Consider the following 20979-nt stretch of genomic DNA (forward strand, 5'->3'; position numbering starts at 1 on the left):
GACGGGGTCCTCCACCTACCAGGCGTACTCCATCGGCGCCGGCTTCCTGCCCGGGAAGATCTCGTCCAGCCGGTCGAGCTGCTCCTGCTCCAGCACGAGCGACGTGGCGCCGAGGGAGCCCTCGAACTGCTCCATCGTCCGCGGCCCGATGATCGGCGCGGTGACGCCGGGCCGGCTGAGCAACCAGGCGATGCCGACGTCGGCGGGCGCCAGGCCCCACGCCCGGCAGGCATCCTCGTACGCCTCGATGGCCGGCCGGTGCTCGGCCAGCCGGGTCTGCGCCTGCTCGGCGCTGCGCCGGTCGCCCTCGGCCTCGGCGAGCACCCCGGCGAGCAGGCCGCCGTGCAGCGGGCTCCACGGGACGACGCCGATGCCGTAGTGCTGCGCGGCCGGCAGCACCTCCAGCTCGATGTCGCGGACCAGCAGGTTGTAGATCGACTGCTCGCTGACCAGGCCGGTGAAGTGCCGGGCGCGGGCGGCCTCGTTCGCGGCGGCGAGCTGCCAGCCGGCGTGGTTGGAGGAGCCGACGTAGAGCACCTTGCCCTGCGCCACCAGGGTCGCGCAGGCCTGCCAGATCTCCTCCCAGGGCGTCCCCAGGTCCACGTGGTGGAACTGGTAGAGGTCGATCCAGTCGGTGCGCAGCCGGCGCAGCGACGCCTCGCAGGCACGCACGATGTTGCGGGCGGACAGGAACGTGTCGTTCGGCCAGTCGGACATCGAGCCGTACACCTTGGTGCCGAGCACCGTGCGCTCCCGCCGTCCGCCCCCGGAGGCGAACCAGCTCCCGATGACCTCCTCGGTGCTGCCCTTGCCCTGGTCGAACCCGTAGACGTTGGCGGTGTCGAAGAAGTTCACGCCCTTGGCGGAGGCGCGGTCCATGATGGCGTGCGAGTCCTCGCGGCCGGTCTTCCAGCCGAAGTTCATGGTGCCCAGGCACAGCCGCGAGACGGACAGCCCACTGCGGCCGAGGTGCGTCTGGTCCATGGGGCCGAGCCTGGCACCCTGTCCGTCGTGCCGCAGACCGACCCGTCCACCGCGTTCGACACCGCCACCGCCGTCATCCGCTCCGAGGGCGGGGGGCTGGTCGCGTCGCTGGACCCGGGCTGGGACGTCGGCGGCGGCGTGCTCAACGGCGGCTACCTGCTCGCCGTCGCCGCCCGGGCAGCGGTGCTCGAGTCGCCGCACGCGCACCCGGTCGCGCTGTCGGCCAGCTACCTGCGCGCACCGGCGGCCGGGCCGGTGTCGCTCACCGTCGTCCCCGGCCCCGGCGGCCGGACGCTCGCGCACTCCCACGTCGTCCTCTCCGACGCGACCGGCCCGGCGGTGACCGTGCAGGCGACGACGGCGACGCTCGGGGACGAGGTCCCGTCGTACGCCGCCCCGATGCCGGCGGCCACCCCGGTCGAGCAGTGCGTCTCCATCGCCGGGAACGCGCACCTGGCGCCGTCCGCGGTCAGCGTCCCCGGGTTGTCCCGCCGGGTGGAGACCAGGCTGGACCCGCTGACGTCGGGCTGGGCCGTCGGCCGGCCGGGGGAGGAGCCGCTGATGCGTGCCTGGCTGCGCTTCGCCGACGACCGGGAGCCGGACCCGCTCGCGCTGGTGACCTTCACCGACGCGCTGCCGCCCACGAGCTGGGCGCTCGGCCGGTTCGGCTGGGCGCCGACGGTGCAGCTGCAGGTGCTGGTGCGCGCGCTGCCGGCGCCGGGCTGGTGCCTGGTCGAGGCCCGGGCGGGGGAGATCGCCGGTGGCTGGCTCGACGAGGACTACCGGATCTGGGACGCCACGGGCCGGCTGGTCGCGCAGAGCCGCCAGCTCGCCCGGGCGCCGCGGGCCTGACCGACGTCCGGCCGGTCCGCGGGCGCGGTCAGGGGCGCGCGGGCTCCGGCTGGTGGTCCCGCGACCGCGGGCTCTCCCGGGTGCCCGCCGCCGGGTCCGGGCCGGCCAGCCGCCGCGCGAGGACCAGGGCGAACACGAAGAGCCCGAGGGCGAAGGTCAGCTCCGGCCATTCGCCGAAGGTGACGACCGGCCCGATCTCGACCGAGGACACCCAGATGAAGCGGATCGCCCGGTAGGCGAAGAGCAGCCCGAAGCAGCTGGTGACGAACAGCGGCGGGGAGAGCAGCCGCAGCACCCGGGCGCGCACGAGCGGCCGGTCCGTGCGGGTCAGCCACGGCAGCACGAGCCCCGCGGCGCCGAGCACCAGCTGCAGCCAGTTGCCGATCCGCTGCACCGGGAACGCGGTGATGTTGTGGATGTTGGTCTCGTTCTGGTGGTTCACCGCGGCCAGCTCGCTGGGCGTGCTCCAGTCGAAGATCCGCTGTCCCCAGGAGATCTCCTCACCGGCGATGCCGAAGATCCCGAGCGCGCCGATGGCGAGCAGCAGGCAGCCGAGCCGGTCCCCGCGCCGGGCCGACCGCCAGGCGGCGACGGCGAAGAGCACCGAGGCGAGGGCGAACAAGGTGACCTGGACCCACTCCAGGGGCCCGTCCTCCCGCACGAGCGCGGTGAACAGCGGTCGGTGCAGCAGGGTCGCCGCCACGACGACGGCGCCGACCACCGGCAGCCAGAAGACCGACCGGGAGACCCGCTGGTCCACCTCCTCGACCCGGGCGTCGCGGGCGACCTCCCGCAGGGTCGTGTGGGTCAGCGTGGCGATGCTCGTCACCGGTGGTCTCCTCAGGTCCGTGCCACCCGGGACGCGTCGTGTGCATCGAGCAGCGCACAAGGATGTCCACCGGCGATCCGGGGGGAGAAGTGCTGCCGGGCCCGGGCCACCCGGCCGGGTGATCGACGGGAACCCGGTGAGCGGAGCGCCGCTCAGGCGTCCTGGCGGAGGACGGTGGCCGGGTCGGCCCGGTCGGCGGCGCGCTGCGCGTAGAGCGCCGCGAGCGTCGCGACGGCGAGGACGACGACGGCGCTGCTCGCCACGGCCGCCCACGGCAGGTCGAGCAGCGGGGTCGGCGGCCGCAGCAGGTCGACGTCCAGCCGCCGGTACACCAGCGCCACCGCGGCGGCGGCGAGCACGCTCCCGAGCACCAGCCCGGGAACCGCCACCCCGGCGAGCTCGGCCACCAGCGACCGCAGGTGCGCGGTGCGGGCCAGCCCCAGCCGGCGGGCCATCACGTAGCCCGAGACGCGGCTGCGGGTGCGCGCCTCCAGGTACAGCAGCAGGCCGCCGACGGCGATCACCCCGACGAACACGGCCAGCGCCGAGAGGTAGCCGAAGGTCCAGGTGATGCCGAGGAAGTTCGCGTTGGTCTGGACGAGCCCCGGCTCGATCTGCCGGCTCACCCGGCCGCCGGCGTCGACCAGGGCGTCGATCGCCGGCCCGGCCGGGCCGTTGGTCCAGATCTCGGCGACCGGTGCGGCCCCGGCGGTGCGCTGCACGTCCGGCAGGCGGTCGGCGGCCACCAGCACCACCGGTCCGGCGCTGCGGTCGCCCGGCAGCACGCGGGCCTGGGCGACCACCTCCGCGGGCACCGGCAGCCGGCCCAGCCGCAGGTCCGGGTCGCCGGCCGGCAGGCCGGCGGCGACCACGGGGACCCGGCCGTCCACCGCCGGGCCGTCGAGGGCGGCGACGAGGTCGGCCAGCGGCTCGTCGGCGAAGGAGTCGTCCCAGAACGCCGTCCCCGCGAACGTGTCGGGGTCGACGGCGAGCACCTGGACGTCGGTCCGGCGTCCCTCGGTGGCCGCGCTGCCCACGTAGCGCACCACGTAGGTGCCCACCGCGGCGATGGCCGGGGTGGGCGCGAACCGGGAGACCGAGGTGACCGCCCGGGTGGCACCGATCTGCACGCCGACCTTGGCGTCCAGGGTCGCCTGGGAGCTCGCCGTCAGGGTCGCGGTGTACCCGAGGACGGCGACCGGCAGGGTCACCGCGACCAGCAGCGTCGCCGTGGCCGGGCGGGCGGCGGCCAGCCGGTTGACGGCGAGGAAGACCGCGGGCGAGCGGCGCCCGGCCCACCGGCGCAGCCGCGGCAGCAGCGCGGTCAGCAGCCGGCCCAGCAGCACGGCCGCCCCCGCCGTGGCCAGGAGGGGGAAGGCGACCAGCAGTCCGTTGACCTGGGCGACGCCGCCCTCGCTGACGACGGCGTCCCGGTCCTGCAGGAGCACCCAGCACCAGACGGCCGCGCCCAGCAGCGCCAGCTCCCAGGGCACCCGGGCCGGCCAGTGCGGGCCGTGCCCCAGCGGCCGCTCGGCCGTGCTGCGGGCCCGGAGCCCGGCGACGACGGCGGCTGCCCCCAGCCCGACGACGAACGCGGCGACCCCGGCCCAGCCGGCGGCCGTCGTCGCCGACGGATCGAGGTCGTCGGCCGGACCGAGGGCCGCGATCAGCAGCCGGGACGCCGCCCAGCCCAGCGCGGCGCCGGCCAGCGCGGGCACCCCGAGCTCCAGCGCCGCCTTGCCGGCCAGCGGCACCGGCCCGACGCCGCGGGCGGCCAGCAGCCGCACCTCGGCGGCCCGGCGGTCGGCCCAGAAGCTTCCGGCCGCGGCCACGAGCACCACGGCGAGCAGCGCGCCCGCCACCGCCACCGGGACCACCGGCCCGCGCAGACCGGACGCGATCCGCTGCCCGCCGGCCAGCGCGGCAGCGAGCCGGTCGTCGACCCCGCCGCCGGTCCACGTCGGCGGGGGAGCGGCGGTCGCGGCGGTCAGCGCCCGGTGCTCCTCGGCGAGCAGTTCCCGCGTGCGGGCGGCGGTCAGGGACGCGGCGTCGGTGGGCACCTGCTCGACCACGGTGAGGAACCCGGCGCCGACGGCGACGCGGTGGAACGTCGCCTCGTCGGTGGCCAGCGCCAGCGCCGGCGGGGGGACGTCGCTGGAGGCCCGGTTCAGGAAGAGGTCGTCCCAGTCGCACCAGTAGGCGCCGGGATCGGTCTCGAACAGGTCGGTGTAGATGCCGGTGACGGGGACCGGCACCCCGGACAGCATGATCTCCTCGCCGACGGCGGCGTCCGCGGCCGCGGCGTAGGAGGCCGGCAGCCACACGCCCGGGCCGGGGGTGGAGTCCAGCACCTCGACCCGGCGGGTGACGTCGGGCCGCCACAGCATGGTGGCCGGCTGGCTCACCGCCTCCCCGGACGGCGACCGGACGAGCATCCCCGACTGCTGGTTGCCGCTCGCGCCCAGCGCCCGGTCGACCAGCAGCACGCGCCGGCTCTCCCGGCCCTGCGCGGCCCAGCCCCGCCGGAGCGCGTCGGCGTCGGCGGCGACCTGCTGCGGAGTCCGGCCGGTCAGGCCGCTGAGGCTCCCGCCGGTCGTCTGCCAGCCGGCCTCGGCGCACTGCGGCGCGAGCTGCTGCTGCAGCGCGGCGGAGCGGGCCGAGGAGAGGAACAGCGGCGCGGAGGCCAGCGCGCAGGCGAGGACCGCGGTGGTGACCACGACCGCGACCACCGCGGCCGGCTGCCGCAGCCCGAGCAGCGGCGCGCGGGTCCAGGGCGCCAGCCGCCACAGGGCGGCCCGCCGTCCTCCGGACCCCGCCGTCGTCCCGCTCCGCCGCAGGCGGGTCAGCTCGCTCACCGCGGCGGGCCCTCGGTGATCCGCCCGTCGCGCATCGACAGCACCCGGTCGGCGCGCGCCCAGGCGATCTCGTCGTGCGTGGCCACCAGCACCGCGGCGCCGTCCCGGGCGGCGCCGGTGACGGCGTCCAGCAGCCGGTCGGCGGAGCCGCGGTCCTGGTGGGCGGTGGGCTCGTCGGCCAGCAGCACGCCCGGGCGGAGCAGCAGCGCGCGGGCGACCTCGGCCCGCTGCTGCTCGCCGAGGGAGGCCTGGTGGGGGTAGCGGTCGGCGAGGTGGTCGAGGCCGAAGTCGGCCAGCAGGGCGGAGGCGCGTTCCCGCTCGGCGGCAGCGGTGCCGCGCAGTCGGGCGGGGAGCAGCACGTTGTCCAGCAGGCTCAGGTCGGCGACCAGGCCCAGCGCCTGGGGGACGAGTGCCAGCTCGGGCCAGCCGAGCGTGTCCGGACGGCGGTCGGCCGGCCACCCGCGGTACGCCAGCCGGCCGGCGTCGGCGGTCTCCCAGCCGCACAGCAGGGCCAGCAGCGTGCTCTTGCCCGAGCCCGACGGCCCGACCAGCGCCACGAACTCCCCGGCGGCCACGGCCAGGTCGGCCCCGGCCAGGGCGAGGACGGTCTCGGCGTCGCGCCGGTACCGCTTCACGAGACCGGTGCCGGTGAACCCGCCGGTCACCCCTCCACCAGCCGGCCGTGGTCGAGGCGGACGAAGCCGTCGGCGATCGCCATCACCCGGGGGTCGTGCGAGGAGAGCACGAAGCCGACGCCGCTCGCGGCGAGGTCCTCCATCGCCACCAGCACCCGCTCGGCGGCTGCGGTGTCGAGCTCGGCCGTCGGCTCGTCGGCCACCACCAGCGCTGGGTCGCCGACGACGCCGCAGGCCACGGCGAGGCGCTGCTGCTCGCCGCCGGAGAGCTGGGCGGGGTGGTGGTCGGCCCGGGCGTGCAGGCCCAGCCGGTCGAGCAGCGCCAGCGCCGCGTCGGTCGTCACCGGGGCGCCGCGCAGCTGGGCCGCCAGGCGGACCTGGGCCACCGCGTCGAGGTAGGGGAGCAGGTTCTCCCCGGGCCGCTGGAACAGGTAGGCGACCTCGCGCCGGCGCAGTCGGCGGCGCGCCCGCGCACCCAGCCGGTCCACCCGCTGCCCGGCGACGAGCACCTCGCCGCGGTCGGGGGAGTCGATGCAGGCCAGCAGCCGCAGCAGTGAGGACTTGCCCGAGCCGGACGGGCCGACCACGACGGTGACCCGGGCCCGGGGGACGGCCAGCGTGACGTCGTCGAGCGCGGTCACCGACTCGGTCGCCGTCCGGTAGGTCTTGCCGACGCCCCGGCACGCCGCGGCCGGGGTCAGGTCGGCCGGAGCGGCGAAGACGGGGGCGGCCAGCGGGTCGTCGGCCAGGCGGAACCCCTCGGGACCGGTCATCGAGCGGAGCTTAGGACCTGCGCCGGTCAGCTCCCGGCAACGCGACGTCGCCGGTCAGGACCGCCGGCCCGTCGGGACGAGCCGGGTCCGTCAGCTCAGGGCGGCCGCGAGCGCCGAGCCGAGGGCGTCGCCGGACCGCCAGGCAGCCTCCACCTTCGACGGCGCGGACCAGCCGTCGCCGCAGAGGCCGATGCCCTCCTCGAGCGCGAACGGCGCCTCCCGGGGCGCCGTGGGACGGGCGTGGCTCCACCGGTGCACGTGGGTCCAGGCCGGCTCCTCGGCGATCCCGAGCAGTCCGCGCACCGCCGCGGCCACCTCGGGCCCGGCGGCACCGGGATCGTCGAGGTGACGGACGGCGAACGCGGCGATGGTGTGGGCCACGAGCACGGGCGCGCCGTCGCCACGCCGATCGCCGTCGTCCGCGAGCCACTCCAGCACCGGGTGGTCGTGCACGAAGGCGCCGTGCAGGTCCGCCGGCCACTGCCGGGCCGACCAGCCCAGCGCGACGGCCAGGGCTGGCTGCCAGGAGCCGGGGTCGAGCGCCCGAGCCACGAGGGCGTCGGGTGCGAGCAGCCGCGCGGCCTGCGGGTCGGGCATCGCGAGGACCACCGCGCCGACCGGCACCGTGTCGACGGTGGGACCTGCGGTCACGGCGGTCACCGTGCGCTCCTGCTCGACGTCCAGTCCGCGCGCGAGGTCGACGACCAGGCTGCGCAGCCCGCCGGGCGTGCCGTACCGCAGCGGGCCGGTGGTGGTCCGCTCCAGCCCGTCGGGGCTGGCGACGGCGAACGTGTCGGTCCAGGGGCCGGCCAGCCCCCGCCGGACCCAGTCCGCCACCACCGGCTCGAACGGGGAGCCCGGGGAGACGGTCAGGTACGAGGCGCCGAGGTCGACCGGTCGCCCGGCCAGTGTCCGGCCGCCCATCCGCCCCCCGGGACGGCGGCCCCGGTCGACCACCGTCACGGGCACCCCGGCCGCCGCGAGGACCCGGGCACAGGCGACGCCCGAGATGCCGGCGCCCACCACCGTCGTCGTCCCGTTGCCCACGCCTCCGATCCTCCGGGTCCCCGTCCGGTACCGCCTGCCGGGCGACGGGGATGATCGTCGGCGTGCCCGTCGAGCCCGAGCTGATCACCGACCCGGGCGACGAGCGGGTCGCCGACTTCCGCGACCTGGTCGCCGGGGACCGCCGGCCCGGCACGGAGCGGGGCACCGGACCGGTCATCGTGGAGGGCGTGCCGGCCGTGCAGCGGCTGCTGGCCTCGCCGTACCGGGTGCGCGCCGTGTTCGGCGTCCCGGGCCGGGTGGCCGCGCTGGACCTGCCCGACGGCGTCCGGGCCTACGAGGCGGACAAGTGGGTGGTCTCCGACGTCCTCGGCTTCCGGCTCACCCGGGGCGTGGTGGCCTCGGCCGACCGCCGCCCGCCCGCCGACCTGGCCGAGCTGCTGGCCGGGCCGGACCCCGCCGCACCGCGGCGGCTGGCCGTGCTCGAGGCGCTCAACGACCACGAGAACCTCGGCTCCATCGCCCGCTCCGCGGTCGCGCTGGGGGTCGACGGGCTGCTGCTGGACCCGCAGTGCGCCGATCCGCTGTACCGGCGGGCGGTGCGGGTCTCGATGGGCCACGTGCTGGCACTGCCGTTCGCCGTCCTGCCGGACTGGCCCGGCGGCCTGGCCCGCCTGCACGAGGCCGGCTACCTCACCGTGGCGCTCACCCCGGCCGCGGACGCCGTCGACCTCGCCGCGGTCGACCCGGGGGCGCACCCGCGCACCGCCGTCCTGCTGGGTGCGGAGGGGCCGGGGCTGACCCCCGAGGCGCAGGCCGCCGCGCGGGTGCGGGCGCGGATCCCGATGAGCAGCGGTGTGGACTCCCTCGGCGTGGCCGCCGCGGCCGCGATCGCCTTCGCGTCCCTGCGGTGACCGTCAGCCGCGGAGGGAGAGCCGGGCCAGCGCGGCGCGCGCCTGCTCGGCGGACTGGGGGTGGCACATCAGGTCGTACCGCCCGGCCACCACCTGGCTGGTGCTGGTGAAGTCGCGCTGGCCGCGGGTGGCCGAGTAGCCGACCGCGCCGAACACCGCACCGAACACCAGGCCGATGAGCAGGCCGGTGACGACCGACCCGACCCAGCTGCTGCCGTCGGGGGCGAAGATGCCGAGCAGCAGGCCGACGAACAGACCGAACCAGGCGCCGCTGGCGGCACCCGCGCCGATCGCCCGGCCCCAGCTGAGCCGGCCGGTGACCCGCTCGACCATCCGCAGGTCGCTGCCGATGATCGTCACGTTCTCGACCGGGAACTTCTCGTCGGACAGGAAGTCGACCGCTCGCTGGGCCTGCTGGTAGTTCTCGTAGGAACCCACCTGCACGCCACCGAGCGGCATGGACACCGAAGCTGACACGTCTGTCTCCGTTCCACGGGTGTGGCGGAACGACCGGAGGACCCGGCCGTCGCCCTGTCACCTCGAACGATCTCCGGGAAGGCGCTGTTCCACCGTCAGACCAGGCTGTCGACCCAGGCGCGGTGCAGGTCGGCGAACCGGCCGTCCCCGCCCACCAGCTCGGCCGGCGGGCCGTCCTCGACGATCCGCCCGGCGTCCATCACCAGCACCCGGTCGGCGATCTCCACGGTGGACAGCCGGTGGGCGATGATCAGCGCGGTCCGGTCGGCCAGCAGCGTCTGCAGCGCCCGCTGCACCAGCCGCTCGCTGGGCACGTCGAGGGAGCTGGTGGCCTCGTCGAGCACCAGCACCGCCGGGTCGGCGAGGAACGCGCGGGCGAAGCTGACCAGCTGCCGCTGCCCGGCCGACAGCCGCCCGCCGCGCTTGCGCACGTCGGTGTCGTAGCCGTCGGGCAGCGCCCGGATGAAGGTGTCCGCGCCGATCGCCCGGGCCGCGGCCTCGATGTCCGCGCGGGCGGCGGCGGGCCGGCCGAAGGAGATGTTGTCCGCGATCGAGCCGGAGAACAGGAAGCTCTCCTGGGTCACCATCACCACGGCCCGCCGCAGGTCGGCGTCGGCGACCCGGTGCAGCGGCACGCCGTCGAGCCGGACCTCGCCCTCCAGCGGGTCGTGGAAGCGGGCCGCCAGCCGGGCCAGGGTCGACTTGCCGGCCCCGGTGACGCCGACGAGCGCCACGGTCTGCCCGGCCGGGATCGTCACGTCCAGCCCCGGCAGCACCGTCGCCCCGCCGTAGCCGAAGCGCACGCCGTGGAAGACCAGCTCGCCGGCCGCGCCCCGCAGCGGCACCGGGTCGGCCGGCTCGGGCACCGTCGAGCGCTCCTCCAGCACCCCGGAGAGCTTCTCCAGCGCCGCGTTCGCCGACTGGTAGCTGTTGTAGAAGATCGCGATGTCCTGCAGCGGGTCGAAGAACCGGCGCAGGTACAGCAGGAACGACACCAGGACGCCGACCGCCAGGTCGCCGTCCATCACCCGCAGCGCGCCGTAGCCGAGCACCGCGACGGTGACCAGGTTGCCGATCAGCGTCACCGCCGGCATGAACACCGCCACCAGCCAGAAGGCCCGGTGGTGGGCCTGCCGGTTGTCCTCGTTCAGCGCGGCGTGCAGACGGTCGTTGCGGTCCTCCCGGCGGAACGCCTGCACCGCGCGGATGCCGCCGAAGGTCTCGGTGAACTGCACGATCAGCGCGGCGACGGTCTGCCGGGTGCGCCGGTAGGCGATCGTCGAGCTGCGCTGGAACCAGCGGCCGAGCAGGAACAGCAGCGGGAAGCCCAGCAGCGCGACCAGCCCCAGCGGCAGGTCGAGCACGAGCAGCACGACGCCGATGGTGAGCACGCTGAACAGCGCGGTCAGCAGCCCGTCGAGCCCCTCGTCGAGCAGCTCGGCGAGCGCCTCGACATCGCTGGTCAGCCGGCTGATCGTCTTCCCCGAGGTGTACCGCTCGTGGAAGGACAGCGGCAGCTGCTGGACGTGCCGGAACACCCGCCGCCGCAGGGTCAGCAGCACCTCCTGCCCGACCCGGCCGGAGCCCATCAGGAACACGTAGCGCAGCCCGGTGTCGGTCAGCGCGGCGCCGACCATCGCCAGGGTCACCCACACCAGCGGCTGTGCGCCTCCCCACCCGCCCGAGCCGTCCAGCAGCGCCGGGACGGCGGAGTCGATGCCGACCCCGACGAGGAACGGCCCGGCCAGCCAGGCCATGTTCTGCGCGGTGAGCACGGCCAGCAGCGCCCACAGCGCGCGGCGGTGCGGACGCAGCAGCTCGCCGAGCAGGCGCCGGGACCGGCCGCGCAGGAAGGAGCTCGCCGAGGCGCTGAGCTCGTCGGTGTCCTCGGTGGCGACGCCCCGCCAGTCGGCGTGCGCGTCGGCCGGCGCGCCGTGCCCCGTGGTCACGGCCGCACCGGTGCCGGGCGTGGTCATCGCCGTCCTCCCTCACCCGCGCCGGCCAGCTCCGACTGCGACGCCAGCAGCTCCCGGTAGACCGGCACCTCGGCGAGCAGGTCGGTGTGCCGTCCGACCGCGGTGATCCGGCCGTGCTCCAGCAGGGCCACCCGGTCGGCGAGCAGCACGGTGGAGGCGCGGTGGGCGACGACCAGCGCCGTGGTCGCGGCGAGCACCTCGCGCAGCGCCCGCTCCACCAGGGCCTCGGTGTGCACGTCCAGCGCCGACAGCGGGTCGTCGAGGACCAGCACCGACGGCCGGCCGAGGACCGCCCGGGCCAGCGCGAGACGCTGCCGCTGACCGCCGGACAGCGACAGGCCCTGCTCGCCGATCCGGGTGAGCAGGCCCCAGGGCAGCTCGTGCACGAACTCCGCCTGGGCCACCCGCAGCGCCTCGGCGACCTCCTCGTCGGTGGCGTCCGGCCGGCCCAGGGTCACGTTCTCCCGGACGCTCATCGAGAACAGGGTCGCGTCCTCGAACGCCGTCGCGACCACGCTCCGCAGCTGGGCGAGCGGCAGGTCGCGGACGTCGTGCCCGTCGAGCGTGACCCGCCCGCTGGTGACGTCGTGCAGCCGGGCGACCAGGGAGGTCACCGTCGTCTTGCCCGAGCCGGTGGCGCCGACCAGGGCGACCGTCTCGCCGGGGGCGACCTCGAGGTCGACGTCGGTGAGCACCGGGGAGCCCGCGCCGGGGAAGCGGAAGCCGACGTGCTCGAAGCGCAGGCGCGCCGGGGTGCCGACCGGCCGGGGCCGGGCGCCCGGGCGGTCGGTGACGGTCAGCGGGGCGTCGAGCAGCTCACAGATCCGGTCGCAGGCGCTGGCGGTCTCCTGCGCCTGGGCGATCAGGAAGCCCAACGACAGGATCGGCCACAGCAGCACCGTGAAGAGCGCGACGAAGCCGACCAGCCCACCGACGGTCAGCGCTCCGCTGCCCACGGCCAGCGAGCCACCGACCAGGATGACCGCCAGCGTGACCTGCGGGTGGAACTCGAACAGGCACCAGATCAGCGCGAGGGTGCGCACCTTGCCCAGCTCCAGCTCGCGCAACCGCACCGCCTTCCGGTCGTACCGGCCGAACACCAGCCCGCTGCGGCCCAGCGACTTGACCACCCGGATGCCCTGGACGGCCTCCTCCACGTCGGTGGCGAGGTCGCCCTGCTCGTCCTGCACCTGCCGGGACTGCTCGTTGTACCGCGCCTCCCAGCGCAGCCCGACGAGGACCAGCGGGAGGCTCGTGGCCAGCACCGCCACGCCCAGCGGCCAGTAGGCGAGCACCAGCATCCCGCTGACGACGACGCAGGTGACCAGGTTGACCACCAGGAAGACCGCGCCGAACCCGACGAACCGTCGGACGGTGGTCACGTCAGAGGTCGCCCGGGACAGCAGCTGCCCCGAGGACCAGCCGTCGTGGAAGGCGACCGGCAGGCGCTGCAGCCGCTGGTAGAGGGTGTCGCGCAGGTCCCGCTCGATCTGCAGGCAGCTCACGTTCATCGCCCAGCGGCGCAGGAAGAACAGCGCCGCCTCGGCGAGCCCGAAGACCAGCGCCAGGGCCAGCAACGGGACCAGGCCGGCGCGGTCGCCGTCGGCGATGGGCCCGTCGACGACCGCCTCGGTGACCAACGGGACGACCAGCTGGGTCAGCGTGGCCAGCAGCGCGCCCAGGAAGGTGACCAGCAGCAGGCCGCGGTAGGGGCGGGCGAACGGCCAGAGCCGCGCCAGCGCCGAGAGCCGGCCCCGGGTCGTTCCCGGCGGGGCGGCGGTCTCGGTCATGGTCAGCCGAGGCTATGCCGGGGTGGGAGCGGCTGCGAACGGTTTACGGCCTCCTGGAGGGGCCCGCCGCGAGCCTGCGAGCGGGTGGGCGGTGAGGCCCCGTCCCGGGTCCCGCACAGAGCCTGCGAAGGGTGGGAGGACGGGGTCCTTCGACCTTCAGCGGTGGCGGCGCACTCCGAAGACGATGTCCTCCCACGCCGGGATGCGGGCGCGGGGGTCCTCCTCCTCGACGTCCCCGAGCCGGCCCAGCACCACGGTGTCCTGGGTGTCCGGGTCGACGTCGTCGTACGGGTCGGGGTGCTCGAGGGAACCACCGTCATCCGGCTCGACGGGGGTGCCGTCGGTGGGGACGACGTCGGTCACGTCGTCCTCGGAGCCGAGCTCCTCCTCGACGAGGTCCCCGGCGTCGGTGGGCTCGGCCGGCGAGCCGACGACGGAGATGCCGCGCCGGTGGACCGGGGCGGCCGGCAGCCCGGCGGGGACGTCGGGGACCACCCGGACCAGCCGGGTGCCCTCGGCGAAGTCCGAGGTCGTCGCGTCGATCGGCGTGACGGTCTTGGCGGGGATGTCGTAGCTCCAGCGGGTGGTGCCCGACTTGTGGCCGCCCCGCCAGGCGGCCTGCACGTGCCAGGTGCCGTCGTCGCTGCGGTGCGCGTCCCAGCTGACGGCGTCGAGGTCGGCCCCGAGCAGCCGCAGCCGCTCGGCCATGAACTGCTCCAGCGGGACGCCGGGAGTCCCCTCGGTGAGCCGCACCCGCGCGTCGCGGGCCTGCTCGGCGACCCGCTCGCGCTCCTGCAGCACCGGGTGGGCGAAGCGCATGATGCGCTCGACGCTGGTGCCGGAGGCGGCGGCGACCTGCTCGGGGGTCTCGCCGGCGCGGATCCGGGCCTGGATCACCCGCGGGGGCAGCGACTCGTGCGCGTCGGGGGAGGGCCGGCCGGGCTTCGGGTCGACCCGCAGGGCGGTCCGCAGCCGGTCGTCGGCGCGCAGCTCGAACCGCTCGCCGTCCTCGTCGGACCCGGGCTCGTCGAGGGTCAGCACCAGGCGCTGGCCGTCGTCGGAGAGCGCCACGAGGCGCAGAGCGCGCATGAGCGGGCGACCTCCAACGGTGGCTCGGTGCGGATCCGGGGGAGCGGACCAGCGCCCACGCTATCGGCGCGCCATCGACGCGCGCGGCCGACACGCCCGGTGCGGCGCGTCGGCTCGACAACGGGCACTCCGGCATGCCGGGCGCAAGGGGGCGCGCGGTCGCCCGGCGCACCGGCTCCCGAGACAATGACCACTTCCGGTGTCCCGGGACAGGCCGTGGGTCACGTGTTGGAAACACGCACGGTGGATGGTGGGACCGATGGCCGGCGCAGCGCGGCGCCGCACCAGGACGAGGAGGAGTGCTCGTGTGCGGCATCTCCGGTGAGATCCGGTTCGACGGCCACGTCGCCGACATGGCCGCCGTCGCGGCGATGTGCGACCAGCTGCAGCGGCGCGGACCCGACGGCTCCGGCGGATGGCAGGCCGGCCCGGTCGCGCTCGGCCACCGGCGGCTGAAGATCATCGACCTGACCGACGCCGGCGCCCAGCCGATGGTCGACGCCGAGCTCGGGCTGACGATGGTCTTCAACGGGATCATCTACAACTACAAGGAGCTGCGGGCGGAGCTGCAGGGCCTCGGCTATCGCTTCTTCTCCACCTCGGACACCGAGGTGGTGCTCAAGGCCTACGACCGCTGGGGTGCCGCCTGCGTCGAGCGCTTCCTCGGGATGTTCGCCTTCGTCGTGGTGGAGCGGGAGACCGGCCGGGTGGTCATGGCCCGCGACCGGTTCGGCATCAAGCCGCTCTACCTCAGCCGGAGCCCCGGCCGGCTGCGCTTCGCCTCCTCGCTGCCGGCGCTGGTCCGCGCGGGCGGCGTCGACACGAGCATCGACCCGGTGGCGCTGCACCACTACATGTCCTTCCACGCCGTCGTCCCGGCGCCACGCACGATCCTGCGGGGCGTCGGGAAGCTGCCCCCCGCGACGGTGCGCACGTACGAGCCCGACGGCCGCGAGTCCGACTGGGAGTACTGGCGCCCGGTGCACCAGCGGCGCCCCGAGCTCGCCGGCCTGGACCCGGTCGAGTGGCAGGAGCGGGTGCTCGAGCAGCTGCGGATCGCGGTGCGCCGGCGGATGGTCGCCGACGTCCCGGTCGGGGTGCTGCTGTCCGGCGGCCTGGACTCCAGCCTCATCGTCGGGCTGCTCGCCGAGGAGGGGCAGCGGGGCCTGGCCACCTTCTCCATCGGGTTCGAGGCGGTGGGGGAGCGGTCGGGCGACGAGTTCGTGTACTCCGACGTCATCGCCGAGACCTTCGCGACCGACCACCACCGGCTGCTGATCCCCAGCGTCGACGTGCACGCCGGGCTGGACGGCGCGATCGGCGCGATGAGCGAGCCGCAGGTCAGCCACGACGCGGTCGCCTTCTACCTGCTGTCCCAGCAGGTCAGCAAGCACGTCAAGGTGGTGCAGAGCGGACAGGGCGCCGACGAGGTGATGGCCGGCTACGACTGGTACCCCCCGCTGGACGGCGTCCCGGTCGAGCAGGCCGTCGACGCGTACACCAAGGTCTTCGTGGACCGCCCGCACGACGTGCTGGCCGGGATCCTGTCCGACCAGTGGCTCACCGGCGAGGACGTGAGCCGGCAGTTCGTCGCCGAGCACTTCGCCCGGCCGGGCGCCGAGACGACGCTGGACAAGGCACTGCGGCTGGACTCCACGATCATGCTGGTCGACGACCCGGTGAAGCGGGTCGACAACATGACGATGGCGTGGGGCCTGGAGGCGCGGGTGCCGTTCCTCGACCACGAGTTCGCCGAGCTGGTAGCCGCCGTCCCCCCGGAGCTGAAGCTGGCGCACGGCGGCAAGGGCGTGCTCAAGGACGCCGCCCGCGCGGTGATCCCGGCGGACGTGATCGACCGGCCCAAGGGCTACTTCCCGGTGCCGGCGATCATCGACCTGCAGGGCGACTACCTGGAGACGGTGCGCGCGGCCCTGCACGCCCCGGAGGCTCGGGAGCGGGGCCTGTTCCGCGCCGACTACGTCGAGCGGCTGCTGGCCCAGCCCAACGCCCACCGCACCACCTTGGGCGCCAACCAGCTCTGGCAGATCGGGCTGCTCGAGCTCTGGCTGCAGCGGCAGGGCATCCGCTGACGTCGACAGTGCGGGGCGGACCTGTCAGGCTGCCGCGCCACACTGCCGATCCCGACGCACGACGACGTCCGCACACGGACTCGTGCCCCCCATCCCGAGACGAGGAGGTGCCATGACCGACCTGGTGACCGACCACCCGACCCCCACCGCGCGTGCCACCGGGCTGCCGACGGAGGTCCGCCTCGCGATCGCCGAGATCGCCGGCGCCTCCGGTGCCTGGTGCCCCACCCTCGCGCCCACCGGCGACCGGGTCGCCTACGTCAGCGACCGGTCCGGGCTGCCGCGGCTGGAGCTGGCCACGCTGGAGCAGCAGACCCCGCCCGCGGTGCTGTCCGGACCGGACGAGGAGGTCGTCTCCGTCGCCTGGTCGCCGGACGGCGAGTGGCTGGCCTACCTGGTGAGCCCCGGCGGCTCGATCTGCGCGCAGCTGTGGGCGGTGCGCCCCGACGGCAACGACCGGCACCTGGTGGCCGGGGCGGACCCGCGGGCCACCGTCCTCGCCGGCGGCTGGACCGCGGCCCCGGGGCACTACGTCTGCTCGATCGCCCCGGGGGACGGGCCCGGCGCCGACGTCGTGCTGGTCGACGTGGTGAGCGGGCGGCAGCGCACCCTGGCATCCGGCGGGTTCCTCTCGGTCACCGCCGTGTCCGCCGACGAGCGCACCGTCCTCGCCCGCCGCGGGACGCGGGGGCACCGGCACGTGGTGCTCATCGACGTCGTCACCGGGGAACAGCGGCCGGCGATCCCGTCGGACGCCCCCGGCGGCGCGGCGTCCGAGGACGGCCGGTTCGCGCCGGACCTGCGCTCCCTGTTCCTGCGCGCCGCGCTGCCGGCCCGGCCCGGCCTGCCCGGCAGCGACCGGGCCGGGCTGGTGCGGGTCCCGCTGGACGAGCACCGGGTGCCGGGACCGGCCGAGACGCTCGTCTCCCGCCCGGACGCCGACCTCGACGCCTACGCGGTCCGCGCGGACGGCACGGTGCTGTGCGTCTGGAACGCCCGCGGCGTCACCGAGGTGGAGGTGCGGGACCTGGCCGACGGGTCGCTGCGGCACGCCGTCCCGCTGCCGCAGCCGGTGATGCCCGGCTGGTCGCTGTCCTCCGACGGGCGCACGCTGCTCGCCGAGCTCACCGGACCGGGCGCGCCGCGGGCGCTGTGGCTGGTCCCGCTGGACGACGCCGCGACCCGGCGCGCGCCGCTGCCCTCGACCCCGCCCTGGCCCGACCCCCGGCTGCTGGTCACCCCGCGCTTGCAGCGGTACGCCGCGCACGACGGCACCGAGCTGGAGGGCTGGCTGTACACCCCGCCCGGGGTGCGCGGGCCCAACCGCACGGTGGTCACCTTCCACGGCGGGCCGGAGGGCCAGGAGCGGCCGGACTTCCACGCGGTGGCCCAGTCGCTCGTCGCCGCCGGGTTCACCGTCTTCGGGCCCAACGTGCGCGGCTCGGGCGGGCGGGGTCGCGCGTTCATGGCCGCCGACGACCTGGCCGCCCGGCAGGGGTCGTTCGCCGACGTCGTCGCCACCGTCGAGCACCTCGTCGCCGCGGGCATCGCGTTGCCCGGCCGGATCGGCGCGCACGGCTGGTCCTATGGCGGTTACCTCACCCTGGTGGCGCTCTCCCGCTGGCCGGACCTGTTCGCCGCCGGCGCGACGCTGGCCGGGATGAGCGACCTGCGGACCTTCTTCGCCGGGACCGAGCCGTGGATGGCCGCCGCGTCGGTGACCGAGTACGGCGACCCGGTGACCGACCGGGACATGCTCGCCGCGCTCTCGCCGATGACCACCCTGGACCGGATCACCGCGCCGGTGCTGCTCACCCACGGCGACCGGGATACCAACGTGCCCGTCCTCGAGTCGGTCCAGGCCCACCAGGCGCTCGCCGCCCGCGGCGCCACCGCCGAGCTGCTCCTGCTGCGGGGGGAGGGCCACACGGTCGTGGGACGGGAGAACCTGTTGGCCCTGTCCGAGCGGGTCGCCGAGTGGTTCGATCGCTGGTTGTGACCCGACAGGCCCGACGACCGCGATGACCGACAAGGCCGGTGTCTTCGCCCGGTATCCCGGTGCCGCCCGCGACGAGGCCGTCGACGCCGACGGCCGGGTCCGCGCGGCCTACGAGCCGGTGGCCCGGGTGCTCCAGGAGCTGGGCGGGGTAGGCCTCACGGCGACGGCCGGCGCGATGGCCCAGGAGCGCCGGGTCCGCGGGGTGGTCTTCGGCTCCTTCGTCGACGGCCGGATGGTCGAGCGGGCCTTCCCGCTCTGCCCGGTGCCCCGGGTGGTGCCGGCGGAGGACTGGGCGCACCTGTCGGCCGGGGTCGAGCAGCGCACCCGGGCGCTGAACGCCTTCGTGGCCGACGTCTACCGCAAGGGCGGACGGCGGCGCACCGACCCGGACCCGCACGCGGACATCGTCCGGGCCGGGCTGGTGCCCGAGCGGGTGGTCACCGCCAGCCCCGGCAACCGGCCGGCCGCGGTCGGGTTCGCCTCACCGGGGCAGCAGCGGATCACCGTCGCCGGTCTCGACCTGCTGCACGGTCCGCGGGGGTGGGTGGTGCTGGAGGACAACCTGCGGGTCCCCTCGGGCATCGGCTACGCGCTCGCCAACCGGGACAGCGGGCGGGCGGCGCTGCCGCAGCTCTACGGACCGGCCGAGGCCGCGGGCCTGGTCGACCCGGGTGAGGCGGTGGCGCTGCTGCGGGCCGCCCTCGCCGACGCGGCGCCGCCGGCGTGCACGGGCACCCCGCAGGTGGCGGTGCTCAGCGACGGCGCGGGCAACACCGCCTGGTTCGAGCACCGGCTGCTCGCCGAGGCGATGGGCGTGCCGATCGCCACCCCGTCCACCCTGTGGCCCACGCCCAGCGGCGGGGTGGCCGTGCAGGTGGCGGGGGAGCGGCTGCCCGTCGACGTCCTCTACCGGCGCTTCGACGAGACCGACCTGGCCGCCCACCTGACCCCGCTCGGCACGCCCGTCGACGTCCTGCTCGGGGAGGCGGTCCGGGCCGGCCGGCTCGCGGTGGCCAACGTCCCCGGCAACGGCGTGGCCGACGACAAGGCGGTCTACCGGTACGTGCGGGAGATGATCGGCTTCTACCTCGGCGAGGAGCCGGTGCTCGCCGACGTGCCGACCTGGGTGATGGCCGACGACGGCGACCGGGCCGAGGCGCTGGACCGGCTGCACGAGCTCGTGGTGAAGCCCGTCGACGGCTACGGCGGCGCCGGGGTGGTCTTCGGACCGCACTGCTCCGCCGCCGAGCTCGCCGAGCTGCACGCCCTGGTCGCGGCGGCCCCGCACCGCTTCGTGGCGCAGGAGCCGGTCGACTTCTCCACCGTGCCGACCGTGGTCGACGGGATGGTGGTGCCGCGGCGGGCGGACCTGCGGGTCTTCGCCGTCGCCGGGCGGACGGTGACGCGGGCACTGCCCGCGCCGCTGACCCGTGTCGCGCTGGAGGAGGGCTCGCTCCTGGTCAACTCCAGCCGCGGCGGCGGCAGCAAGGACACCTGGGTGCTGCCCCCCGCCTAGCCGGAGGACCCCGTCCTCCTCTGCCTCGCGAGCTCGGGGCGAGTCTCGGGACGAGGGCCTACAGCCTGCCCACCACGTGCTCGATGCAGGCGGTCAGGGCGCTGACGTCGTCCGGGTCGACCGCCGGGAACATGCCCACGCGCAGCTGGTTGCGGCCGAGCTTGCGGTACGGCTCCACGTCGACGACCCCGGCGGCCCGCAGCGTCGTGGCGACCAGCGCCGCGTCGACGCTGTCGTCGAAGTCGATCGTCCCCACGACCAGGGACCGCTGCGCCGGGTCGGCGACGAACGGCGTCGTGTAGGCGGTCTTCTCCGCCCACTCGTACAGCCGGCCGGAGCTGTCCTGGCTGCGGGCCACCGCACCGGAGAGCCCGCCGAGACCGAGCATCCACTCGATCTGGTCGGCCAGCAGGAACAGCGTCGCGACCGCGGGGGTGTTGTACGTCTGGTCCTTGCTGGAGTTGTCGACGGCGATCGACAGGTCCAGGAACCCGGGGATCCACCGGTCCGACGCCTTGATCTCGGCGACCCGCTCGAGCGCCGCAGGGGACATCAGCGCGATCCAGAGGCCGCCGTCGGAGGCGAAGGACTTCTGCGGGGCGAAGTAGTAGGCGTCGGTCTGCGCGACGTCGACCGGGAGCCCGCCGGCGCCGGAGGTGGCGTCGATGAGCACCAGGGCGTCGTCGTCGGCCCCGACCGGGCGGACGACGGGCGCCATGACCCCGGTGGAGGTCTCGTTGTGCGCCCAGGCGTAGACGTCGACGCCGGCCTCTGCCTCCGGCAGCGCGAGGGACCCCGGCTCGGCCTTGGCGATCACCGGCGACTCGAGGAATGGGGCCTCGGCGACCGCCGAGGCGAACTTGGCGGAGAACTCGCCGTAGCTCCCGTGCGCGCTGCGCCGCCGCACCAGCCCGATGGTCGCGGCGTCCCAGAACGCGGTCGACCCGCCGTTGCCGAGCACCACCTGGTACCCCTCGGGCAGGTCGAAAAGCTGGGTCAGGCCCTCGCGCACGCGCCGGACCAGGCCCTTCACCGGCGCCTGCCGGTGCGAGGTGCCCATCAGCGCGGCGCCGTCGGCCGCGAGGGCCTGCAGCGCCTCGGGCCGGACCTTGGACGGGCCGCACCCGAAGCGCCCGTCCTCGGGCAGCAGGTCGGTGGGGATGGTGATCGTCATGCGGGTGTGCCTCTCGGGTCG

Annotated in this window: 16 protein-coding genes; 5 read left to right on the forward strand and 11 right to left on the reverse strand. The window is 75.7% G+C overall.

The genetic code is table 11. The annotated features are described in order from the left end of the window. Window positions 1-15 precede the first annotated feature (15 nt). Window positions 16-984, reverse strand: a complete 969-nt coding sequence (locus HK417_RS01750) for an aldo/keto reductase (RefSeq protein WP_222262631.1) — start codon at window positions 982-984, stop codon at window positions 16-18. A gap of 27 nt (window positions 985-1011) precedes the next feature. On the opposite strand from HK417_RS01750, the gene HK417_RS01755 reads away from it, so the two are divergent. After that, on the forward strand, window positions 1012-1836 hold the full coding sequence (locus HK417_RS01755) for a thioesterase family protein (protein WP_222262633.1): 825 nt from the start codon (window positions 1012-1014) through the stop codon (window positions 1834-1836). A 28-nt stretch (window positions 1837-1864) separates the two neighbouring features. Here the strand turns inward: HK417_RS01755 and HK417_RS01760 are convergent, their stop codons facing one another. The 5 genes from HK417_RS01760 to HK417_RS01780 form a co-directional block, all read right to left on the reverse strand. Further along, window positions 1865-2665, reverse strand: coding sequence for a hypothetical protein (locus tag HK417_RS01760; protein ID WP_222262635.1), 801 nt, complete (start codon window positions 2663-2665; stop codon window positions 1865-1867). A gap of 152 nt (window positions 2666-2817) precedes the next feature. Next, window positions 2818-5520 carry an FtsX-like permease family protein gene (locus HK417_RS01765; RefSeq protein WP_222262637.1) on the reverse strand — a complete coding sequence of 901 codons (2703 nt, stop codon included), beginning with the start codon at window positions 5518-5520 and terminating at the stop codon, window positions 2818-2820. Continuing rightward, entirely contained in the window at window positions 5517-6185 is a 669-nt protein-coding gene (locus HK417_RS01770) for an ABC transporter ATP-binding protein (protein ID WP_222262639.1), read from the reverse strand. Before HK417_RS01770 ends, HK417_RS01765 begins: the two co-directional genes overlap by 4 nt. Beyond that, window positions 6182-6928, reverse strand: a complete 747-nt coding sequence (locus tag HK417_RS01775) for an ABC transporter ATP-binding protein (protein WP_222262642.1) — start codon at window positions 6926-6928, stop codon at window positions 6182-6184. The genes HK417_RS01770 and HK417_RS01775 overlap by 4 nt, the downstream gene beginning before the upstream one ends. 90 nt (window positions 6929-7018) lie before the next feature. Continuing rightward, entirely contained in the window at window positions 7019-7975 is a 957-nt protein-coding gene (locus tag HK417_RS01780) for an NAD(P)/FAD-dependent oxidoreductase (protein WP_222262644.1), read from the reverse strand. Window positions 7976-8037: 62 nt separating this feature from the next. On the opposite strand from HK417_RS01780, the gene HK417_RS01785 reads away from it, so the two are divergent. Continuing rightward, window positions 8038-8847 carry a TrmH family RNA methyltransferase gene (locus HK417_RS01785; RefSeq protein ID WP_308123314.1) on the forward strand — a complete coding sequence of 270 codons (810 nt, stop codon included), beginning with the start codon at window positions 8038-8040 and terminating at the stop codon, window positions 8845-8847. Window positions 8848-8850: 3 nt separating this feature from the next. Here HK417_RS01785 and HK417_RS01790 read toward each other — a convergent pair whose 3' ends face one another. The 4 genes from HK417_RS01790 to sepH form a co-directional block, all read right to left on the reverse strand. Next, entirely contained in the window at window positions 8851-9324 is a 474-nt protein-coding gene (locus tag HK417_RS01790; protein ID WP_308123315.1) for a general stress protein, read from the reverse strand. 95 nt (window positions 9325-9419) lie between these two features. Next, window positions 9420-11300: an ABC transporter ATP-binding protein gene (locus HK417_RS01795; protein WP_222262648.1), complete on the reverse strand. Its 1881-nt coding sequence runs from the start codon at window positions 11298-11300 to the stop codon at window positions 9420-9422. Then, window positions 11297-13090 (reverse strand): ABC transporter ATP-binding protein, encoded by a 1794-nt coding sequence (locus HK417_RS01800; RefSeq protein WP_222262650.1) that lies wholly within the window; start codon window positions 13088-13090, stop codon window positions 11297-11299. The genes HK417_RS01795 and HK417_RS01800 overlap by 4 nt, the downstream gene beginning before the upstream one ends. A gap of 156 nt (window positions 13091-13246) precedes the next feature. Beyond that, window positions 13247-14179, reverse strand: a complete 933-nt coding sequence (sepH, locus tag HK417_RS01805) for a septation protein SepH (RefSeq protein WP_222262652.1) — start codon at window positions 14177-14179, stop codon at window positions 13247-13249. A gap of 305 nt (window positions 14180-14484) precedes the next feature. On the opposite strand from sepH, the gene HK417_RS01810 reads away from it, so the two are divergent. From HK417_RS01810 to HK417_RS01820, 3 genes are all read left to right on the forward strand, one after another. Further along, window positions 14485-16269, forward strand: coding sequence for an N-acetylglutaminylglutamine amidotransferase (locus tag HK417_RS01810; RefSeq protein WP_222262654.1), 1785 nt, complete (start codon window positions 14485-14487; stop codon window positions 16267-16269). Window positions 16270-16381: 112 nt separating this feature from the next. Continuing rightward, window positions 16382-18268 (forward strand): prolyl oligopeptidase family serine peptidase, encoded by a 1887-nt coding sequence (locus HK417_RS01815; protein ID WP_222262656.1) that lies wholly within the window; start codon window positions 16382-16384, stop codon window positions 18266-18268. Window positions 18269-18290: 22 nt separating this feature from the next. After that, complete coding sequence (locus HK417_RS01820) at window positions 18291-19784, forward strand: circularly permuted type 2 ATP-grasp protein (protein WP_222262658.1); 1494 nt, start codon at window positions 18291-18293, stop codon at window positions 19782-19784. Between the two features lie 58 nt (window positions 19785-19842). Here HK417_RS01820 and serC read toward each other — a convergent pair whose 3' ends face one another. Then, the gene (gene serC / locus HK417_RS01825) at window positions 19843-20958 is read right to left on the reverse strand and encodes a phosphoserine transaminase (protein ID WP_222262660.1); all 1116 of its coding nucleotides are present in this window, start codon (window positions 20956-20958) and stop codon (window positions 19843-19845) included. Between the last annotated feature and the right edge of the window lie 21 nt (window positions 20959-20979).

Origin of the sequence: Modestobacter marinus, from assembly GCF_019799945.1 — a bacterium.
Classification (GTDB): Bacteria; Actinomycetota; Actinomycetes; order Mycobacteriales; family Geodermatophilaceae; genus Modestobacter; species Modestobacter marinus_B.

Bases quoted from the DNA above. Each gene is read 5' to 3' on its own strand.
- serC (WP_222262660.1), bottom strand. From the start codon at position 20,958: ATGACGATCACCATCCCCACCGACCTGCTGCCCGAGGACGGGCGCTTC.
- HK417_RS01820 (WP_222262658.1), top strand. From the start codon at position 18,291: ATGACCGACAAGGCCGGTGTCTTCGCCCGGTATCCCGGTGCCGCCCGC.
- HK417_RS01795 (WP_222262648.1), bottom strand. From the start codon at position 11,300: ATGACCACGCCCGGCACCGGTGCGGCCGTGACCACGGGGCACGGCGCG.
- HK417_RS01800 (WP_222262650.1), bottom strand. From the start codon at position 13,090: ATGACCGAGACCGCCGCCCCGCCGGGAACGACCCGGGGCCGGCTCTCG.
- HK417_RS01750 (WP_222262631.1), bottom strand. From the start codon at position 984: ATGGACCAGACGCACCTCGGCCGCAGTGGGCTGTCCGTCTCGCGGCTG.
- HK417_RS01775 (WP_222262642.1), bottom strand. From the start codon at position 6,928: ATGACCGGTCCCGAGGGGTTCCGCCTGGCCGACGACCCGCTGGCCGCC.
- sepH (WP_222262652.1), bottom strand. From the start codon at position 14,179: ATGCGCGCTCTGCGCCTCGTGGCGCTCTCCGACGACGGCCAGCGCCTG.
- HK417_RS01815 (WP_222262656.1), top strand. From the start codon at position 16,382: ATGACCGACCTGGTGACCGACCACCCGACCCCCACCGCGCGTGCCACC.